Genomic DNA, 18,156 nt, shown 5'->3' with positions numbered 1-18,156 from the left:
AGCACATACAAAACGATGGCGCAGGCCGGTTTATTCCTGGCAATCGGCGGGAAAGCCTAACTATCTCAAATCGGTGAGCAGGAAATCATTGCCTTTGTAGAGCAGCGGAGTGCCGAGAGCTTTCGCGCAAGCATAGGCAAAACAGTCACCCAAGTTCAGGTCGGCTTGATGACCAACGGCCTTGCCATAATGAGCGCTGGCATCGAGAGCGCGCGAACCGATCTCGTCGCCGATCGGGACATTTTCCCCGCCAATTTCCACAATGAGTTGATCTACCAGATCGCGAGCTTTGAGGAGCGCTTCGGCGGTCGGCTTGCGGGAACCTGCGCCGGCTCGCGCCAGAGCCTGCGTCGCCTCAAAACGGACCATGGCAGAGATGTGGAAGTCGACAGATCGGGAGAGTTGTTTGGACAATTCCTCCCAGCCCGGTTCCTGGTTGAGAATTGCGACGATCACCGAAGCGTCGACAAACATCAGCCTTCCCACATCTCGTCAGTGAATTTCTTCATATCGAAGTCGGGATTGGGCAGACCGATCTTCTTCGCCTCCGCTTGAAGCCTGACGATCCGATCGCGCAGCGGCACCTTGGCACGATTGCGTTCCAGTTCGTGCATAAGAGCTGTCCGCACCGCTTCGGTCTTGCTGGGCGCGTTCGTCTCGCGCTGCAATTTGGCGGCCAGCGCGTCCACTTCATCGTCACGTATGTAGAGCGGCATTGAAATATCCCTTTATGAATATTCTAGATATCCCAGATTGGATATTCCTTCAAGAAGCCTCCTTCACTGCTCTCGCTGCCCGCGTCAGCAGCCGCTGATAGAACAAGCCGATGCCGATCAGCACGGCGCCGAGGCCGATGAAGGAGAGCGCGCGCAGCACGCCTTCCAGCTCCGACATGTCGAAGAGGAAGACCTTGACCACCGCGACCGCGATCAGCACCGCGGAGGCGATGCGCAGCACCTGCGATTTCAGCCAGACGCCGGCGGTGAGCAGCGCCACGCCGATGACCAGCCAGAGCGCCGAGTAAGTGTAGGTCTCGAGCTGGCCGAGGCCGCTCCACAAGGCGATGAACTCGCCTTTGAACAGGCGCCGCACCGACAGCGTGGCGTAGGCAAAGGCAAGCAAAGCAGCGATCAGCGCCAGCATCGCCGCATACCATCGCGGGCGCTTGTCGCGGACATAGAGCGCCAACGCGCCGGCTGCGACTGCCGGCAACAGATAGGCAAGGAAGAGAAGGTTGAAGACCGGGATCGTGCCGGTCGACTCATCCGTCAGCAGCGGGTTCAGCACGACGAAATGCTGGACGGCGATCATGGCCGCCGAAACCACGCCGGCGGCCATCGAGCCATAGCGCAGCACCGAGCTTGGCGAGCGCATGTCGATGGCGACGAGGATCGCGCCGGCGCCGAGCGCGACCAGCGTGTAGATCGCCTGTTCGGCAAGCGTCACCGTGCCGGTGTCGATGACGCCGCCATGCATGGCGTGGCGGACCAGCATGGCAACGGTGAGCAGCGCGAACAGCGCCGAGGCCGCCTCCATGGCAAGGCGCGGCCTGCCGTCGGTGGTGCGGGCGAGCTGCCAGGCGGCGAAGCCGAAGGCGAGCGCCGGCACGCCATAGCCAAGCAGCAGCCAGTTGAAGACCGGCGTCCTGGCGAGAGACGCCGCGCCGACGATGGTCGGATCGAAGGCGACGCGGCCGAGCACGGCGACCGCCGCGCCCACCGCGATCCAGCCGAGCACGGGATAAGACCGCCAGCGTGTGGCCAACGCCGGGACGATCGCAGCGGCTCCAAGCGGCACGGTCGTCCAGCCGGAGCCGAAGGCCATATGCAGCATAAGCAGGCCGGCGACGCCGGCCCCGCCCAGCGCGAACGACACGGCCGGGCCGCCGCCGAGCGGCGGCTCCTCGGCGCGCGCGATCCATTCGCCGCCGGCGGCAAGAGCGAGCGCCAGCAACAGCGCCGGCAGCGCGTAGCCGAAGTCGCGGTCGATATCGCCGAAGGTGAGCCATAGCGCGGTGAGCACCACAAGCGGGGCGATGACGCCCCAAGCCGCCCAGCAGGCCGCGCGCCGCGGGGCGGTGGCGGCGAAACGGCGCGCGGCCCAGAAGCCGGCGGCGATGAAGACAAGGCCAAGCGCGATGCCGATGCGGAAAGTCGGCGTGTCGGGTGACGCCAAGGGCTGGGCGTCCAACCCGACATCGAGCGCATTGGCGCCGATCGTGGCGGGCGGAATGATGCCGAGATAGATCAGCACGGTCGCGATGCCGGCGGCAAAGACCAGCGGAAGCGCGCTCGGCCGATAGAGCGCCGCCGCGACCAGCGCAACCAGCAGGACGGCGCCATGCAGAGCATCGCCGGCGCTGGCAAAAGCCGGATCGACGGACAGGCCCAGCGCGCTCAGGGCGATGAAGAAGCCGGGCACGATCGATGGCCAGTCGAAGCCGCGCGCCTGTGCGTCGCGGCCATCGGCCGAGAAAAGGCCGAGCCAGACGAAGGCAAGCACGGCAAGTGTCGCCAGGCCGATGAACAGGACAGCGGCAAGGTTCACGTCCGGCGCGTCGACCATGTAGAGAATGGTCCAGATGCCTGTGCCGGCGAAGGCAGCCGCCACCAGCGCCTTCCAATCGCGGATGCGGGCGGTTGCCGCGGTCGCCGCAAGCACGACCGCCAGATAGACGAACAGCGCCCAAGGATTGGGCGCCTGCGAGGCGATCAGCGCCGGCGTGACCATCGCGCCGACAAGGCCGATGCCGGCCAGCGCCAGGCCATGCACCAGCGCAGCGCCAATGGTGGCGACGCCGATGACGCCCAGCAGCGCGAAGGCGGTCGCCGGACCGATGAAGCCATAGATGCCGTGCGCCGCGTAGACCGTGCCGAACAGGATGAACGCGCCAGCCGCCGTCAGGATCGACGGGATATAGGCGCCGGCGGCGCCCTGCACGGGCACCTTGAAGCCGGTGCGGCGGATGAATTCGGCACCGGCAATCAGCGCCAGGCCGAGGATGCCGGCCATCGTGAGTCGCACGCCCGGACCGAAAATACCGGCCTCGATGGTGTAGCGGATCAGGAACAGGCCGCCCAGCGCCAGCGCGATGCCGCCGACCCAGACCGCCCAGCGCGTTCCCAGCGCCGTCTCGACATCGGTTTGGCGCGCCGCCCTTGCAGGCGCCGGGGAGCCTGCCGCAGGCGTCCCGGCCACGGCAGCGGGTTGCACCGGTTCGGACGGCCCGGCGGATTGCGCCGCGGCCGCCTGGGTCTTCGTCCAGGGACCGGCCACGGCCTCGCCCTCGGCGCCCTCGGGCGTCGCGACGACCTCCTCGGCCACAGTCGTGCCGTCAGCCAATGGCGCGGCAGGCGCCGCGGCTGCCTTGACCTCCTCGGGAAGACCTTCCTGCGCGGCGTCCGGCTTGGGCGCGGACAGCGAAGCGCCCGATTGCACCAGCCCGCGCAGGACTCCGAGCTCGCGCTCGACCAGCGCGATACGGTTCTGCTGTCGTGAAACGATGACGAAAAGAGCTATGACGGCGGCAATGGCGATCAGGCTGAAAAACATGGCGGTTTCCCTCAAAACCAGACCAGTCGTGGCCAACAAATGCGGCAATGAGACGGCTGGTCGAAATCAGCGGCTCGCCGGCTAACAAGATCGAGCATGTTTCGTCGCCGATTGCCAGCAACTTGCCGGTTTTTCCCATGCCTGGCCGGCTGCGCCCCCACTTTTGCCGACGGAATTGCGTGGCCTCTGCCGCGAAATACTCGTGCTATTCTCGTGCGGGCGAAGAAAATGTCGCGAGGTGACCGATGCCGCAAAAGAGCGCGGGCCTGCTGATCCACAGGCGCATCGCCGGTGTGTTCGAATTCCTGCTCGTCCACCCGGGCGGCCCGTTCTGGGCCAGAAAGGATGAAGGCGCGTGGTCGATCCCGAAGGGCTTGATCGGTGACACTGAAGATGAGCTCCAGGCCGCCAAACGGGAAGCCGAAGAGGAACTCGGCGTCGCCATCGAAGGCGATTTCCGGCCGCTCGGCAGCTACAAGCAACCGGGCGGCAAGATCGTCATCGCGTGGAGCGTCGAAGCGGACATCGACGCGCATGCCGTCAGGAGCAATATGTTCACCATGGAATGGCCGCCGAAATCGGGACGTATGAAGGAGTTCCCAGAAGTCGACAAGGCCGGCTGGTTTTCGCTGCCCGAAGCGGGGCTCAAAATCCTCAAGGGCCAGCGCGCCATGCTCGATAATTTCCTGGAGCAGCGGAGCGCGGATTAGGCGCTCGCCTTTGCTATCCTGCCCCGCCCGCAACCGCCTTCACCGCCGCATGATGCCGGCGCAGCGCGGCGAGGAAGCCGGCGCGGGCGTCGGGCGGCTCGAGGCCGCGCGGCTCATAGACATGGCGGGTGAAGAAGAAGCCGCTCAGCCGGAAGGCGTCTTCCAGCGCCGCCGCATCGGCGCGCAAGCCGGAGCCGCGCTGGAGGAAGGCGGGCAGCGCCAGCATCTTGTCGTGCCAGGCAGCACCAGCGGCGCGCGACACCGCGCGTCCGGATTTCGGCGAGACATAGGCAAGATCCTGCCTTGTGCCGGTCGCCGCGCATTGGCTGAGATCGAGGCCGAAGCCCAGTTCGTCGAGGATGAGCAGCTCGAAGCGGGCCACCAGCTCGCCCGCCGCATCGGCATCGCCGAGATGCGAGATCATCACGGCCAGCGCCTCGTAGAGGCCGCCATGAGCATCGCGCTCCGGCAGGAGCCTCAGATGCGCGGCCATGGTCTGCAGGCCATAGACCGCGATGGCGCTGTCCATGAGCCGCGCGGCGTTCATCTCGATCGCCTCGGCCTGGAAGACACCGAGATGCTCGTCGAGCCGCGCCCGCCACAAAAGATCGACACGGTTGCCAGGCTGCAGCACCGGCTGCTGCTTGCGCGAACGCCCTCCCCGCACCAGGCCGAGATGGCGGCCATGCGCGCGGGTCATCACCTCGAGGATGGCGCTGGTTTCGCCATGCTTGCGGGTGCCGAGAACGATTCCCTCGTCGCGCCATTCCATGGCCAGAGCTTTTCACCCGTTGGATGGCGAAATCAAGATTACGGCACGCTGTGCTCGATCTGTACTGACATTCGCAGGCGTCGTTTCACGCCCACCTCTGATGATCGGCAAGCACCTCGTCGATCGCGCGACGCTGCCTTTCCACCTCCGTCTGATTGGCGTCGTGGCCGGCGACGGTGATCAGCGCCTTCCACAAAGCCCAGCCGCGGCCGCGCGCCCAGGTGGCGTCGTCGACGGCGATGCGGGCGCGGAAGGCCTCGCGGCTGGCGCCTTCGAAGAAGGTCCAGGCTATCGCCAGATCACAGGATGGGTCGCCGATACCGGAGGTGCCGAAATCGATGACGGCACTCAAGCAGCCGTCCTCGACCAGAAGATTGCCCGAGGCGACGTCGCCATGAAACCAGACCGGGGAGCCAGACCAGGTGGCGGCAAGCGCTGCTTCCCAGACCGTGGTCGCGGCTTGAGCGTCGATCCGGCCTTCAAGCGCGGCGATGGCCTGTGTTGCCTCGCCGTCATAGAGGGCCAGCGGCCCGCCGCGGTGGAAATTGTGCTGGCCGGGCATAGGACCGTCCGTCGGGTCGATGCCCCTCAATGCGACAAGGAAATCGGCAAGCGAGAGCGCGAACGCGAGGGGATCGGCGATGCGCCCGGTCTTGGCCGTCTCGCCCTCGATCCAGCGATAGACCGACCAATGCCAAGGGTAACCTTCGGCCGGTTCGCCCATGGCCAGCGGCTCCGGAATGGGCAGCGGCAGGACGGGTGCCAATTTCGGCAGCCAGCGCTGCTCCTTCTCGACCTGCAGCGAATAGGAGGCCGCACTCGGGAGCCGGACCGTCATTTTGTCGCCGAGATGGAAGGTGCGGTTGTCCCAGCCGCCGAAAGCGACCGGGCTTACCGGCAGATGCCGCCATCGCGGAAACTGCGCGTCGACCAGTCGGCGCACCAGATCGGTATCGATGGTCGGTTGCGGATCATCCATGCCGTCGTCCCAAAGCCGATAAGCGCTTTTGGGCGACAAGCATCAATGAGGAAACTCCAGCCCCATCTCGCGGTAGCGCTCGGGGTCGTCGCCCCAGTTCTCGCGCACCTTCACGAACAGGAAGAGGTGGACCTTCTGTTCGAGGATCTCGGCGATCTCGGTCCGTGCGGCCTGGCCGATGGCGCGGATCGTCTCGCCCTTGTGGCCGAGCACGATCTTCTTCTGGCTGTCGCGCTCGACATAGATGACCTGCTCGATGCGCACCGAGCCGTCTTTCTTCTCTTCCCATTTCTCGGTCTCGATATGCGAGGAATAGGGAAGCTCCTGATGCAGCCGCAGATAAAGTTTTTCGCGCGTGATCTCGGCCGCGAGCTGGCGCATCGGCAGGTCGGAGATCTGGTCTTCCGGATAGTACCAGGGACCCAAGGGCAACGTCTCGGCGAGATAATCGAGCAGGTCCTTGCAGCCGGAACCGGTGAGCGCCGACACCATGAAAGTGCGCTTGAACGGCACGCGTTCGTTCGCGGTCGCTGCCAGGGCGAGAAGCGTCTCCGGCTTGACGCGATCGACCTTGTTGAGGACGAGCAGCATCGGCTGCTTAACGTCCTTCAGCCGGTCGAGGATGGCATCGGCGTCGCCCTTGATGCCGCGCTCCGCGTCGATCAAAAGCACGACGACATCGGCATCCTTGGCGCCGCCCCAGGCGGTCGTCACCATAGCGGTGTCCAGCCGCCGCTTCGGCTTGAAGATGCCGGGCGTGTCGACGAAGACGATCTGCGCGTTGTCATGCGTGGCGATGCCGCGCACGATGGCGCGGGTGGTCTGCACCTTGTGCGTGACGATCGATACCTTGGCGCCGACCAGCTGGTTGACCAAGGTCGACTTGCCGGCATTGGGCGCGCCGATCAGCGCGACGAAGCCGGAGCGCGTCGCGGAGGCTTCAGGGGTTTGCGTATCGCTCATGCCGCGCTCCATACGCCTTCGCGCAGCAAAAGAGTAGCCGCGGCAGCCTGCTCGGCCTCTCGTTTGGAGCGGCCGCTGCCGGTCGCCGGCGCGAAAGAGCCAACCTTGACGCTGACGGTGAACAGCGGATCGTGATCCGGCCCCTCGCGGCCGTCTACGCGGTAGGCCGGCACGGCGCCGGCGGCCGCCTGGTGCGCCCATTCCTGCAATTCGGTCTTGGCGTCGCGCCGCGCAGCGCCGATCGCTTGCGAGCGCGGCTGCCAATAACGGTGGATGAATGCGCGGGCAGCCTCAAGGCCACCATCCAGGTAAAGCACGGCAATCAGCGATTCCAGCGCATCGGCGCGCAGATTGGTGCGCTTGCGCCCGTCGAGATTGCGCACGTCGGAGCCGGCGCGGATCAGCTCCGGCAGCCCGATCTCCTCGGCGATCTCGGACAGCGCCTCGGCATTGACCAGCGCGTTGAGGCGCAGCGACAGCTCGCCCTCGGCGGCATCGGGAAAGGTCGCGAGCAGCATGTCGGCGACGACGAGGCCGAGAACACGGTCGCCCAGGAACTCGAAGCGCTCGTAGTCGACGCCGGCATGGGTCGAACGGGCGCTGGCATGGGTCAGCGCCCGCTGCAGGCGCTGGCGGTCGGCGAAGGCGTGGCCGGTACGCTCGACAAGCGCTTCGGCCAGAGCATCGGCGGTCAAACGCTTGCTGGCCGCCATCGCTCTAGTGGACGAAATGGAACAGGCGCCCGGCGCGCATCAGCGACGGCCACTTCCAGATCTCGAGCGGGCTTGCCTTGCCGGCGATCGAGAAGAAGATGAGGTTGGCGCGGCCGACAAGGTTCTCCGCCGGCACATAGCCGACGGCGAAGCGGCTGTCGGAAGAATTGTCGCGATTGTCGCCCATCATGAAATAGTGGCCAGGCGGCACGACGAATTCGCGTGTGTTGTCGCCGATCGAATCGGAATTGATGTCGAGCGTATCGTAGCTGACACCGTTCGGCAGCGTTTCACGATAGACGTCGATCGGCCGGTTTTCCTCGGTGACGTCGGGATTGTCGATCTGGCCGGTCTTCACACGCGGCACGCCGACGTCATTGATGAAAAGCTGGCCGTTCTTCATCTGGATCTTGTCGCCGGGCAGGCCGACGACACGCTTGATGTAGTCGATCGACGGATCCGGCGGGAACTTGAACACCACCACGTCGCCGCGCTTGGGCTCCGAGCCCCAGATGCGGCCGGAGAAGAGATCGGGACCGAAAGGCAGCGAGTAGCGCGAATAGCCATAGGCCCATTTGGTGACGAAGAGATAATCGCCTTCGAGCAGCGTCGGCCGCATCGAGCCGGACGGAATGGAGAAGGGCTGGAACAGCAACGTGCGGATGACGAGCGCGAGCAGCAGAGCCTGGATGATGACGGAGAAGGTTTCACCAAGCCCGCCGGATTTCTTCTGCGATTTTTCAGCCACGCTCATGTCGTCCTCGATTGTGCGATGTTGGTATAGAGTCTTGGCGCGCGCTGGGCAACGTCATGCCGCTGGTGGTCAGATGGAATCAATGTGGCGCTTGTTCGGCGGGTACCGCCTCGATGATCACAAAGGCTTGAGCAAGCGGGAAATCGTCGGTGATGGTGAGATGGATCACCGCGCGGTGGCCTTTCGGCAGGATTTTCTCCAGCCTGGCCGCGGCGCCGCCGGTCAGCGCCATGGTCGGCGCGCCGCTCGGCAGGTTGACCACGCCCATGTCACGCCAGAACACGCCCTCGGCCATGCCGGTGCCCAACGCCTTGGCGCAGGCCTCCTTGGCGGCGAAGCGCTTGGCATAGGAAGCCGCGCGTGCCGCGCGCATTTCCGACTTGGCCTGCTCGACCTCCGTGTAGATGCGCTGGACAAAGCGCTGGCCGTGCCGCTCCAGCGATTTTTCGATGCGTCTGATGTCGATCAGGTCGCTGCCGATGCCGATGATCATTCCGCCGGCACTTCCCGTCCGCCCTGCCGCGACTTCTTCGCGGCGCGCTCGGCCATGCGCTTCCTGCGCTGCGCGCGAAACGCGATCATGCCCCAGCGCGTGATGCCGTAAAACACGAGCCCGAAGACGAGGCCGAGCGGCACCGCGCCAACCAACATCGGCTCCAGAACAGGGTGCCAGAGCTTGGCGAAGGAGAGCTTGTGCATCATTTCGCCCAGATGCTCGGGCGGCCCGTGCCTCGGGAGATGCTCATGCAGGAGCAGCTTGCCGGTTTCCCAGGATGCGCCCCACAAAAGCGGGAAGGTCAGCGGATTACCGAAAAACACGGCGCCGAGCGCCGCCGCGACCAGATTGCCGGCGATGATCCAGCACAGCACAGCGGCGACGATGAAGTGGAAGCCAAGCGGGAAGAAGGAAGCAAAAACACCCGCGGCGACGCCGGCGGCGACCGAATGCGGCGTCGCCTTCAGCCGCAGGATGCGTTTGGAGAAATACTGCACGGAACGTGAGAACGAGCGGCGCGGCCATAGATAAATACGCACCCGCTCAAGGAGGCCATCGGGCTCTCGGCGTCGAAAAAGCACTCTGTTCCAGTTCCCGGTCCAACACGCGCTGCCCCTGCCACCACCGGGTCGCGCCAAACTATCTTGCGCTCCGAGGGCGCAGAAAGGCAACAAAACTTTGATATAGCGACGACTGAGCCGCGCGACAACGAAACGCCGCCGCGATCGTCTGCCGCAGGCTGTAACAAGGCCGTCATTCTGGCGAAACTGAGGAAGACAATCGGGATGCGGAGCCAAATGATCACCATTCGACCGGCGCGGGCCGAGGACGCCGAGGCACTGCCGCAGATCGAACAGTCCGCCGGACTGGCGTTCCGCGCCATCGCGGAACTGGCGTGGCTCGCCGATGGAGACAATGTCAGCGTCGAGCGACACAGCGTGCTGATCGCCGCGGGCGCATGCTGGGTTGCCGCAGACGAGAAGGACCGGCCGGTCGGATTCCTGAGCGCCGGGATGGAGGGCGATGCGCTGCATGTCTGGGAGTTGGACGTGCACCTCGATCGGCAGGGGCAGGGCATTGGCCGCTCGCTGCTCGAACGGGCGGTCGCGGACGCGAGGCGGCGCGGCCTGGCTGCGGTGACGCTGACCACGTTTCGCACGGTGCCCTGGAACGCGCCCTTCTACCGCAAGTTCGGATTTCGCATTCTGGAAGATGCCGAGATCGATGGACGGCTGGACAGTCTGCTCGGCAATGAGGCCGAGCACGGCATGGCTTTGGACCAGCGCTGCGCCATGCGGCTCGATCTCAGGTGAGCGGATACTCGCTGACCTCGACCAGATTGCCGTCCGGATCGCGGAAATAGACTGACATCATCGCGCCCCGCGCGCCGGTGCGCCCGACCGGACCGACCTCGATCGCCACGTTATTGGCTTCGAGGCTCGCCTGGACTTCGGCAAGCGGCACCGCCGCCACGAGGCAGAAATCGCCGGAGCCCGGCGTCGGCGCCTTCGCCTTCGGCTCGAAAGTGCGGCCGGATTCGTGCAGGTTGATCTTCTGCGAGCCGAACAACAGTGCGGTCGGCCGGTTTGGCTCATCCAGCCGCCGCATGCCGAGCACGCGCTGGTAGAACTCGCAGGTCGCCTCGACCGAGCGGACCGTCAGCACGAAATGGTCGATGCCGGCGATCACCGCGACCCCGGCGGCTGCCAGAGAGATTCAAGCGACGCGCCCAAGTGCTTGTTTTCCTGCATCAGATGTTGCGGCTTCCCGGCTTAACGGCTGGAATGGCGGCAAGTTCCGGCGGCAGACGGTCGGCGGGATAGGCCGGCACTTCATATTCGGCAAGGGCGATCAGCGGCACGCCGACATCGGTCTTGCCGGCCGAGCGGTCGATGATGCAGGCCGCCGCCACGACTTCGGCGCCAAGCTCGCGCAGGCAATCAATGGTCTCGCGGATCGACAGGCCCGTGGTGACGATGTCCTCGACGATAACGACGCGCGCGCCCTTGGCGATCTCGAAGCGGCGCAGCCTGAATTCGCCCCCTTCCCGCTCGACCCAGATTGCCGGGACACCGAGATGGCGCGATGTTTCATAGGCCGGGATCAGGCCACCGATGGCCGGGCCGACGACATAGTCGATCCTGCCGGGCACCTCCTGGCGAATCTTCTCGGCCAGCGCTTTGCAGAGGCGCTCGGTCTTGTCGGCATGCATGAAGACCCGCGCCTTCTGAAGGAAGACCGGACTGCGCAGGCCCGACGTCAGAATGAAATGACCTTCGAGAACGGCGCCGGCCTCGCGGAAAATGCCCAGCACTTCGTCGGTGTTCATTGTTCGCTCCATGCCTTTGGCGAGTGGTGAATGGTGAATGGTGAATGGTGAATGGTAGTGAGAGCGCCTTCTTTCACTATTCACTATTCACTATTCACCCGTTGACGCGCCGCGCATCGCTGACGCTCGAATTGTCTTTGAGTTGCGACAGCAGCCGGTTGAGGTGCTTCAAATCCCAGACCTCGAGGTCGATCAGCATCTCGGTGAAATCGGGCGCGGTGCGCACCATCGACAGCGTGTGGATATTGGCGTCGTTGGACGCCACTACCTGGGCGATGTCGGCCAGCGAACCCGGCGCATTGATGGCGGTGACCGAGATGCGCGCCGGGAACCGCTCCTTGGTGCGCTCGTCGATGTCCCAGCGCACGTCGATCCAGCGCTCGGGCTGGTCATCGAAGGCCTGCAGGGCCGGCGACTGGATCGGGTAGATGGTGATGCCGGTTCCCGGCTGGATAATGCCGACGATGCGGTCGCCGGGCACGGCGCCCTCCGGCGCGAAGCGCACCGGCAGGTCGCCGCGCACGCCGCGGATCGGCACCGCGCCGTCGCGTTGCTGGTTCTTGCTGTCCTTGCGCGCGGCGCGGGTGCCGGGCATCTGGAACAGCATGCCGGCGGCGTTGCGGATCTTCGACCAGCCTTCCTCGCGCGGCTTGGGCGGGGCGACGGTGACGCGCTCGTCCTTATAGTCGGGGAAGACCGCCTTCATGACATCGGTCGAGCTCAGCTCGCCGCGGCCGACGGAAGCCAGCACGTCCTCGATGTCCTTGCGCGCCAGCCGGTGCAGCACCGGCTTCAGGCTCTCCTTGGCGAAGGTCTTGCCGGCGCGCTCGAAGGCGCGTTCGAGGATGCGGGCGCCGAGGCCGGAATATTGCTTGCGAATGGCATTCTTGGTGGCGCGGCGGATGGCGGCGCGCGCCTTGCCGGTGACCACGACCGACTCCCAGGCGGCGGGGGGCACCTGCGCCTTGGAGCGGATGATCTCGACCTCGTCGCCATTCTTCAGTTCCGTCATCAACGGCATGATGCGGCCATTGACCTTGGCACCGACGCAGGTGTCGCCGACATCGGTGTGGACGGCATAGGCGAAATCGATCGGGGTGGCGCCGCGCGGCAGCGCGATCAGCATGCCCTTGGGCGTGAAGCAGAACACCTGGTCCTGGAACAGCTCCAGCTTGGTGTTCTCGAGGAAATCCTCCGGATTGTCGCCTTCGGCCAGCTGCTCGATGGTGCGCCGCAGCCAGGCATAGGCGTTGGTCTCCCTCGAGATCGCATGGGCCGTGCCGTTCATCTTGCCGCCGGTATCCTTGTAGATCGAATGCGCGGCGACGCCATATTCGGCTATCTTGTTCATCTCCTTGGTGCGGATCTGCAATTCGACGCGCTGGCGCGACGGGCCGACGATGGTGGTGTGGATGGAACGGTAGTCGTTCTGCTTCGGCGTCGATATGTAATCCTTGAAGCGGCCGGGCACCATCGACCAGGTGGTGTGGATGGCGCCAAGCGCGCGGTAGCAGTCATCGACCGTATCGACGACGACGCGGAAGCCGAAAATGTCGGAGAGCTGCTCGAAGGAGAGCGCCTTGGCCTCCATCTTGCGGAACACCGACCAGGGCTTCTTCTGCCTGCTCTTCACGCTCGCCTTGATGGCGTGTTTTTCAAACAGGCCGGACAGCGCCGTCTCGATCTCCTGCAGGACGCCCTTGTTGCGCTCGAAAATCTCGGCAAGCCTTGCCGTGACGGCGCGATAAGCCTCCGGATTTATGTAGCGGAAGGCGATTTCCTCCAGTTCCTCGCGCATGCCTTGCATGCCCATGCGCCCGGCCAGCGGCGCATAGATATCCATCGTCTCCTCGGCAATGCGCAGGCGCTTGGATTCCGGCATGTGGTCGAGCGTGCGCATGTTGTGCAGGCGGTCGGCGAGCTTGACCAGAAGAACGCGAATATCCTCGGAGATCGCGAGCAGAAGCTTGCGCAAATTCTCCGCCTGCTCGGCCTTCTTGGAGACCAGATCGAGCTTCTTCAGCTTGGTGAGGCCCTCGACCAGCTTGCCCATTTCGGGGCCGAACAGCTCGTCGATCTCGGCACGGGTCGCCGTCGTGTCCTCGATCGTGTCGTGCAGCAGGGCAACGGCAATGGTCGCCTCGTCCATGTGCATGTCGGTGAGGATGGCAGCGACTTCGAGGGGATGCGAGAAATAGGGATCGCCCGAGGCGCGCTTCTGATGGCCATGCTTCTGCATGGCATAGACGTAAGCTTTGTTGAGCAGCGCCTCATTGACGTCAGGCTTGTAGCGCTGCACGCGCTCGACAAGCTCATACTGACGCATCATGGGCGGGATCTCGCGGTGCTGAAATGATTGATGCGCCGCACCGACGTGCGACGCATCCCATAGATAGCCACGAAAGTTACGAGACGGAAGTACCGGATGCTTGATCCAGGCGAACTCGGAAGCTTTTCAGAACCCGCTCAACTACCAGCTGAGCAGAATTGTCAAAAGCTCTTAGTAGTCGTCGCTCTTTTCCGGCGGCACCAGACCTTCGATGCCGGCGAGCAGGTCTTCCTCGCTCATGCGATCGAAAGCGATGTTTTCCTCGGCATCGTCGGCGTCGGCCGCGACAGCGGTCGCGCCGGTCTGGTCGGTGATCGCCTCGCCCTCGGCCTCCGGCTCGTCGACCTCGACATGCTTTTGCAGCGAGTGGATCAGGTCTTCCTTGAGGTCGTCGGGCGACAGCGTCTCTTCGGCGATCTCGCGCAGCGCGATGACCGGGTTCTTGTCATTGTCGCGCGGAACGGTGATCTGCGCGCCCTGGCTGATCTGGCGGGCGCGATGGCCGGCGAGCAGCACAAGTTCAAAACGGTTGTCGACCTTGTCGATGCAATCTTCAACGGTTACGCGGGCCATGGACTGCCCCTTTCATGCGATGGATTTGATGGAAAGCTGACGCGCTCCATAACGCGGGCGCGGGCGAAATACAAGCTTTATGGCGCCGGCGCCGGCTTTGCAGCCTGTTGCCCGGCTCATCATCGGAGCGCGCGATGATGGCGCTCACATAGTCGCGATCACAATTGCTTGCAATGCCGGCCCTGCCCTTGGATATCCACAAATTGCGCGTTATCTCGAATGTGACGGCAGCGAGGTCCATTTGTCGGACCTATTCGTCAAACGCTTTTAGACGACAGAAATTTTCGAAAGGGATGTTTTTCAATGTTCGATCCCCGTGAAAAGATCGCTCTTTTCATCGACGGCGCCAACCTCTACGCCACGTCCCGCGCACTGGGCTTCGACATAGATTACCGCAAGCTTCTTTCGAGCTTCCAAAAGCGCGGCTATCTGCTGCGCGCTTACTACTACACGGCGCTGGTCGAGGATCAGGAATATTCCTCGATCCGGCCGTTGATCGACTGGCTGGACTACAATGGCTTCAAGGTGGTGACGAAGCCCGCCAAGGAATTCACCGACTCGACCGGCCGCCGCAAGATCAAGGGCAATATGGACATCGAGCTGACCGTCGATGCGCTGGAGCTCGCCGATGTCGTCGACCATTATGTAATCTTCTCCGGCGATGGCGATTTCCGCACGCTTGTCGAGGCGCTGCAGCGGCGCGGCCGCAAAGTGTCGATCATCTCGACCATGGCTTCCCAGCCGCCGATGATCTCCGACGATCTGCGCCGCCAGGCCGATCATTTCATCGACCTGATGACGCTGAAGAGCGAGGTCGGCCGCGATCCGTCCGAGCGGCCGGTGCGCCGGCCGGAACCCGCCGAAGTCGACGAGGACGATTATTGACAGGCGGCGGCCTTGAGCGCCGCGCCCTCCCCCGAACCCAGCCGTGACTGTCCGCTTTGCCCGCGGCTGCATGATTTCATCGCCGCCTGGCGCGAGCGTGAGCCGGGCTGGTTCAACGCGCCGGTGCCGACCTTCCTGCCGCCGGAAGGCGAGAATGCGGTCAAACTCCTGATCGTCGGGCTGGCGCCTGGCCTGCGCGGCGCCAACCGTACGGGACGGCCCTTCACCGGCGACTATGCAGGCGACCTGCTCTACGGCACGATGATCGCGCATGGCCTGGCGCGCGGCGAGTTCAAGGCAAGGCCGGATGACGGGCTCGAGCTTGTCGGCACGGCCATCACCAATGCGGTGCGCTGCGTGCCGCCGGAGAACAAGCCGGTCGGCGCCGAGGTCGCCACTTGCCGGACTTTTCTAAAGCCGACGATTGCGCGCTTCCCCAATTTGCGCGCCATACTGACGCTGGGTTCGATCGCGCATCAGTCGACAGTGCGGGCGCTGGGCGAGCGCGTCGCAGCCTTGCCGTTCCGCCACGGCGGGCGGCAGGAAGCCGGCGGCATCGCCTTGTTTTCCAGCTATCACTGCTCGCGCTACAACACCAATACGGGCGTGCTGACGGAGGAAATGTTCGTCAACGTGTTCAGGGAGATCGCGGCGTTCCTGAAGAGCTAGATTCAGGCGCGAACAATTCAGCCAGCGTCTCGCGGCTGCCCTTCAGAACGTTCAGATCCACATCGCCTTCGATACCGTCGACGCGGCCCATATTGTGATACTGCCAGTAAACCCAGCCGTTCTCGCGTGGCCTCATCGCCAGCGAACGCAGCCAGCGCTGACGGGTCATGATGCTGCCGGAATAGGCAACGGCCGCTTCGTCGGTCAAATAGACGATCGCCTGCTTGCCGAACGCCGCCTCGACAGGGCCGAGGAAAGCGGCAAGCTCTGCGTTCAACTGCCCGGGCGACGGCCGTTGCGGGCAGTTGCCGCCGAATTCGATGTCGACCACCGGCGGCAAGAGCGGCTCGCCGCGCGGCACAACCGAAATGAAATTCTTCGCCTGATCGGCGCCGGGCCGGCAGAAGGTGAAGAAATGATAGGCGCCGACCGCAAGGCCAGCCGCCCGCGCCTCGCGCAGATTGGTCGAGAACAGGGTGTCGACATGCGTGCCGCCTTCGGTCGCCTTGATGATGGCGAAGGCGACATCGTCGGCCGCGACGCGCGGCCAATCGATCTTTCCCTGATGGTGGGAGACGTCGATGCCCCGGATCGGGAATTCCTCGCGATCGGGCGAAAAGCCACGGAACCAGAAGAAGGCACCCGCCGCCACTGCACAGGCGACAACCACGCCGGCGAGGCCCCAGAACACAATCCGCTTGCCCAAGACCATCCCCCGTCGGAAGGCGCGTACGCGCCGGACCGGAGAACCGGCCGGCGGCTTTTTTCAGGCGATCGGGTGCGGCGAGCTCGGAAGCTCAGCCGCGCTCCTTCAGCAGCCGACCCTTTTCGCGCGACCAGTCGCGCTGCTTTTCGGTCTCGCGCTTGTCGTGCAGTTTCTTGCCCCGGGCGATCGCGAGCAGCAGCTTGGCGCGGCCGCGATCGTTGAAGTAGATTTTCAGCGGCACCAGTGTCATGCCCTCGCGCTCGACGCTTTGCGAGAGTTTCGCCATCTCGCGCTTGGAGACCAGCAATTTCCGGCGCCGGCGCGGCTCGTGGTTGAAGCGGTTGGCCTGCAGATATTCCGGCAGATAGGAATTGATCAGCCAGATCTCGCCGCCCTCGGCCGAAGCGTAGCTCTCCTGGATGTTGGCCTGGCCCTGGCGCAGCGACTTGACCTCGGTGCCGGTCAGCACCAAGCCGGCCTCGATCGTGTCGAGCACCTCGTAGGAAAAGCGCGCCTTGCGGTTTTCGGCGACCGTCCTGTTGTTGGGGTCGGCTTTCTTGACTTGATTCATAATGCGGAGAGGTGGCGCCTCATCCCTAATTAATCAAGCCGGCGTGCTTCAGCGCCGCGTCGAGCTTCTCGGCGGTCGAAGCTTCGACCGTCACCAGCGGCGAGCGGACCACGTTCTCGATCTTGCCCAGCTTCGACAGCGCGTATTTGGCGCCGGACACGCCAGGCTCCATGAAGATCGCCTTGTGCAGCGGCAGGAGACGATCCTGCAGCTCGAGCGCCTTGGCACTGTCGCCCGAGAGCGTCGCTTCCTGGAACTCGGCGCAGAGCCGCGGCGCGACGTTGGACGTCACCGAGATGCAGCCGACACCGCCATGGGCGTTGAAGCCAAGCGCGGAAGCATCCTCGCCGGAGAGCTGGATGAAATCCTTGCCGCAGGTCATGCGCTGCTCGGAAACACGTTCGACCTTGCCGGTGGCGTCCTTGACGCCGGCGATGTTCTTGAAGTCGTGGCGCAGCCTGCCCATCGTCTCGGGCGTCATGTCGATCACCGAGCGCGGCGGGATATTGTAGATGATGATCGGCAGGCTGGTCGCGCGCGCAACGGCAGCGAAATGCTCATAAAGGCCGCGCTGCGTGGGCTTGTTGTAATAAGGCGTCACCACAAGGGCGGCGTCGGCGCCGGCCTGTTCCGCATATTTCACCAGGCCGACCGCTTCCTCGGTGTTGTTGGAGCCCGCGCCGGCCACGACCGGCACCCTGCCCTTGGCCACCTCGATGGCGACCTTCACGACATGGCGGTGCTCCTCATGCGAGAGCGTCGGCGACTCGCCGGTGGTGCCGACGGGAACGAGGCCCTTGGTGCCCTCGGCGATCTGCCATTCGACGAAGGCGCGAAAGGCTTTCTCGTCGAAGCGCCCGCTCTTTTCGAACGGTGTCACGAGCGCGGTGAGCGAGCCTCTCAGCATATCGTCCAAACTCCTTGGAACTTTGTTCGTTTGTGCATGTCGTTACCCCAAAGCCGGTTCCCACTTTTGGGCGACATGCGTCGGCCTCTTATTTGCGCGCCTTCTAACCGAAAGCGAAGCCGCGCACCATAGTCTCGACATTGTTCAGCGGCAAGGATCACCATGGTGCCAGCAAGCGCAATTCGAACGGCCTCGATAACCTTTTGTTTACGAGCCCTTCACGACCTAAGTTTAGGCTTCGCATCGGG

Annotated in this window: 21 protein-coding genes; 4 read left to right on the top strand and 17 right to left on the bottom strand. The window is 64.3% G+C overall.

The window, feature by feature from the left end:
* Positions 1-60 precede the first annotated feature (60 nt).
* The 3 genes from P9273_RS31145 to P9273_RS31135 are packed head-to-tail and all read right to left on the bottom strand — an operon-like array spanning position 61 to position 3,552.
* Positions 61-474, bottom strand: coding sequence for a type II toxin-antitoxin system VapC family toxin (locus P9273_RS31145; RefSeq protein WP_278052389.1), 414 nt, complete (start codon positions 472-474; stop codon positions 61-63).
* Positions 474-716, bottom strand: coding sequence for a type II toxin-antitoxin system VapB family antitoxin (locus tag P9273_RS31140; RefSeq protein WP_278052387.1), 243 nt, complete (start codon positions 714-716; stop codon positions 474-476). The genes P9273_RS31145 and P9273_RS31140 overlap by 1 nt, the downstream gene beginning before the upstream one ends.
* A gap of 49 nt (positions 717-765) precedes the next feature.
* A complete protein-coding gene (locus tag P9273_RS31135) occupies positions 766-3,552 on the bottom strand; it encodes a DUF2339 domain-containing protein (RefSeq protein ID WP_278052386.1) in 2,787 nt (928 codons plus the stop codon).
* A gap of 245 nt (positions 3,553-3,797) precedes the next feature.
* Here P9273_RS31135 and P9273_RS31130 point away from each other — a divergent pair, with 245 nt between their 5' ends.
* On the top strand, positions 3,798-4,262 hold the full coding sequence (locus P9273_RS31130; RefSeq protein WP_278052385.1) for an NUDIX domain-containing protein: 465 nt from the start codon (positions 3,798-3,800) through the stop codon (positions 4,260-4,262).
* A 13-nt stretch (positions 4,263-4,275) separates the two neighbouring features.
* On the opposite strand, the gene recO is transcribed toward P9273_RS31130, so the two are convergent.
* The 7 genes from recO to P9273_RS31095 all read right to left on the bottom strand — a co-directional run bounded on the left by recO (position 4,276) and on the right by P9273_RS31095 (position 9,520).
* Positions 4,276-5,034 (bottom strand): DNA repair protein RecO, encoded by a 759-nt coding sequence (gene recO, locus P9273_RS31125; RefSeq protein ID WP_278052384.1) that lies wholly within the window; start codon positions 5,032-5,034, stop codon positions 4,276-4,278.
* Positions 5,035-5,119: 85 nt separating this feature from the next.
* Complete coding sequence (locus P9273_RS31120; protein WP_278052383.1) at positions 5,120-6,013, bottom strand: aminoglycoside phosphotransferase family protein; 894 nt, start codon at positions 6,011-6,013, stop codon at positions 5,120-5,122.
* A gap of 42 nt (positions 6,014-6,055) precedes the next feature.
* Positions 6,056-6,988, bottom strand: a complete 933-nt coding sequence (gene era / locus P9273_RS31115; protein WP_278052382.1) for a GTPase Era — start codon at positions 6,986-6,988, stop codon at positions 6,056-6,058.
* The gene (rnc, locus tag P9273_RS31110; RefSeq protein ID WP_442920280.1) at positions 6,973-7,707 is read right to left on the bottom strand and encodes a ribonuclease III; all 735 of its coding nucleotides are present in this window, start codon (positions 7,705-7,707) and stop codon (positions 6,973-6,975) included. The genes era and rnc overlap by 16 nt, the downstream gene beginning before the upstream one ends.
* Complete coding sequence (gene lepB / locus P9273_RS31105; RefSeq protein WP_041002088.1) at positions 7,694-8,443, bottom strand: signal peptidase I; 750 nt, start codon at positions 8,441-8,443, stop codon at positions 7,694-7,696. Before lepB ends, rnc begins: the two co-directional genes overlap by 14 nt.
* A gap of 79 nt (positions 8,444-8,522) precedes the next feature.
* Positions 8,523-8,936, bottom strand: coding sequence for a holo-ACP synthase (acpS, locus tag P9273_RS31100; protein ID WP_041002090.1), 414 nt, complete (start codon positions 8,934-8,936; stop codon positions 8,523-8,525).
* Complete coding sequence (locus tag P9273_RS31095; RefSeq protein ID WP_278052380.1) at positions 8,933-9,520, bottom strand: DUF2062 domain-containing protein; 588 nt, start codon at positions 9,518-9,520, stop codon at positions 8,933-8,935. The genes acpS and P9273_RS31095 overlap by 4 nt, the downstream gene beginning before the upstream one ends.
* Positions 9,521-9,736: 216 nt before the next feature.
* On the opposite strand from P9273_RS31095, the gene P9273_RS31090 reads away from it, so the two are divergent.
* A complete protein-coding gene (locus P9273_RS31090; protein ID WP_278052379.1) occupies positions 9,737-10,252 on the top strand; it encodes a GNAT family N-acetyltransferase in 516 nt (171 codons plus the stop codon).
* Here P9273_RS31090 and P9273_RS31085 read toward each other — a convergent pair.
* The 4 genes from P9273_RS31085 to rpoZ all read right to left on the bottom strand — a co-directional run bounded on the left by P9273_RS31085 (position 10,245) and on the right by rpoZ (position 14,170).
* Entirely contained in the window at positions 10,245-10,628 is a 384-nt protein-coding gene (locus P9273_RS31085; RefSeq protein WP_278052377.1) for a VOC family protein, read from the bottom strand. The genes P9273_RS31090 and P9273_RS31085 overlap by 8 nt on opposite strands.
* A gap of 61 nt (positions 10,629-10,689) precedes the next feature.
* Positions 10,690-11,268, bottom strand: a complete 579-nt coding sequence (pyrE, locus tag P9273_RS31080) for an orotate phosphoribosyltransferase (RefSeq protein ID WP_278052375.1) — start codon at positions 11,266-11,268, stop codon at positions 10,690-10,692.
* 94 nt (positions 11,269-11,362) lie between these two features.
* Positions 11,363-13,597 carry a RelA/SpoT family protein gene (locus P9273_RS31075; protein WP_278052374.1) on the bottom strand — a complete coding sequence of 745 codons (2,235 nt, stop codon included), beginning with the start codon at positions 13,595-13,597 and terminating at the stop codon, positions 11,363-11,365.
* A gap of 171 nt (positions 13,598-13,768) precedes the next feature.
* A complete protein-coding gene (gene rpoZ / locus P9273_RS31070; RefSeq protein ID WP_041002102.1) occupies positions 13,769-14,170 on the bottom strand; it encodes a DNA-directed RNA polymerase subunit omega in 402 nt (133 codons plus the stop codon).
* Between the two features lie 303 nt (positions 14,171-14,473).
* Here rpoZ and P9273_RS31065 point away from each other — a divergent pair, with 303 nt between their 5' ends.
* Both P9273_RS31065 and P9273_RS31060 read left to right on the top strand, forming a co-directional pair.
* Entirely contained in the window at positions 14,474-15,055 is a 582-nt protein-coding gene (locus P9273_RS31065; RefSeq protein WP_040984251.1) for a LabA-like NYN domain-containing protein, read from the top strand.
* 12 nt (positions 15,056-15,067) lie between these two features.
* Positions 15,068-15,724 carry a uracil-DNA glycosylase gene (locus tag P9273_RS31060; protein ID WP_278052372.1) on the top strand — a complete coding sequence of 219 codons (657 nt, stop codon included), beginning with the start codon at positions 15,068-15,070 and terminating at the stop codon, positions 15,722-15,724.
* On the opposite strand, the gene P9273_RS31055 is transcribed toward P9273_RS31060, so the two are convergent.
* From P9273_RS31055 to dapA, 3 genes are all read right to left on the bottom strand, one after another.
* The gene (locus tag P9273_RS31055; protein ID WP_442920279.1) at positions 15,693-16,436 is read right to left on the bottom strand and encodes a glycoside hydrolase family 25 protein; all 744 of its coding nucleotides are present in this window, start codon (positions 16,434-16,436) and stop codon (positions 15,693-15,695) included. The genes P9273_RS31060 and P9273_RS31055 overlap by 32 nt on opposite strands.
* 85 nt (positions 16,437-16,521) lie before the next feature.
* Positions 16,522-17,001, bottom strand: coding sequence for an SsrA-binding protein SmpB (gene smpB / locus P9273_RS31050; RefSeq protein ID WP_278052370.1), 480 nt, complete (start codon positions 16,999-17,001; stop codon positions 16,522-16,524).
* Positions 17,002-17,026: 25 nt separating this feature from the next.
* On the bottom strand, positions 17,027-17,908 hold the full coding sequence (dapA, locus tag P9273_RS31045) for a 4-hydroxy-tetrahydrodipicolinate synthase (protein ID WP_041002111.1): 882 nt from the start codon (positions 17,906-17,908) through the stop codon (positions 17,027-17,029).
* Between the last annotated feature and the right edge of the window lie 248 nt (positions 17,909-18,156).

Origin of the sequence: Mesorhizobium sp. WSM4935, from assembly GCF_029625735.1 — a bacterium.
Taxonomy (GTDB): Bacteria; Pseudomonadota; Alphaproteobacteria; order Rhizobiales; family Rhizobiaceae; genus Mesorhizobium.
Note: the sequence above shows the minus strand (reverse complement) of the source record. Positions and strands in the feature narration are given on the sequence as shown.

Excerpts from the sequence above, each read along its gene's own strand:
- P9273_RS31145 (WP_278052389.1), bottom strand. The coding sequence starts at position 474 with ATGTTTGTCGACGCTTCGGTGATCGTCGCAATTCTCAACCAGGAACCG.
- P9273_RS31140 (WP_278052387.1), bottom strand. The coding sequence starts at position 716 with ATGCCGCTCTACATACGTGACGATGAAGTGGACGCGCTGGCCGCCAAA.
- P9273_RS31135 (WP_278052386.1), bottom strand. The coding sequence starts at position 3,552 with ATGTTTTTCAGCCTGATCGCCATTGCCGCCGTCATAGCTCTTTTCGTC.
- P9273_RS31130 (WP_278052385.1), top strand. The coding sequence starts at position 3,798 with ATGCCGCAAAAGAGCGCGGGCCTGCTGATCCACAGGCGCATCGCCGGT.
- recO (WP_278052384.1), bottom strand. The coding sequence starts at position 5,034 with ATGGAATGGCGCGACGAGGGAATCGTTCTCGGCACCCGCAAGCATGGC.
- P9273_RS31120 (WP_278052383.1), bottom strand. The coding sequence starts at position 6,013 with ATGGATGATCCGCAACCGACCATCGATACCGATCTGGTGCGCCGACTG.
- era (WP_278052382.1), bottom strand. The coding sequence starts at position 6,988 with ATGGAGCGCGGCATGAGCGATACGCAAACCCCTGAAGCCTCCGCGACG.
- lepB (WP_041002088.1), bottom strand. The coding sequence starts at position 8,443 with ATGAGCGTGGCTGAAAAATCGCAGAAGAAATCCGGCGGGCTTGGTGAA.
- acpS (WP_041002090.1), bottom strand. The coding sequence starts at position 8,936 with ATGATCATCGGCATCGGCAGCGACCTGATCGACATCAGACGCATCGAA.
- P9273_RS31090 (WP_278052379.1), top strand. The coding sequence starts at position 9,737 with ATGATCACCATTCGACCGGCGCGGGCCGAGGACGCCGAGGCACTGCCG.
- pyrE (WP_278052375.1), bottom strand. The coding sequence starts at position 11,268 with ATGAACACCGACGAAGTGCTGGGCATTTTCCGCGAGGCCGGCGCCGTT.
- P9273_RS31075 (WP_278052374.1), bottom strand. The coding sequence starts at position 13,597 with ATGATGCGTCAGTATGAGCTTGTCGAGCGCGTGCAGCGCTACAAGCCT.
- rpoZ (WP_041002102.1), bottom strand. The coding sequence starts at position 14,170 with ATGGCCCGCGTAACCGTTGAAGATTGCATCGACAAGGTCGACAACCGT.
- P9273_RS31065 (WP_040984251.1), top strand. The coding sequence starts at position 14,474 with ATGTTCGATCCCCGTGAAAAGATCGCTCTTTTCATCGACGGCGCCAAC.
- P9273_RS31055 (WP_442920279.1), bottom strand. The coding sequence starts at position 16,436 with ATGGTCTTGGGCAAGCGGATTGTGTTCTGGGGCCTCGCCGGCGTGGTT.
- smpB (WP_278052370.1), bottom strand. The coding sequence starts at position 17,001 with ATGAATCAAGTCAAGAAAGCCGACCCCAACAACAGGACGGTCGCCGAA.
- dapA (WP_041002111.1), bottom strand. The coding sequence starts at position 17,908 with ATGCTGAGAGGCTCGCTCACCGCGCTCGTGACACCGTTCGAAAAGAGC.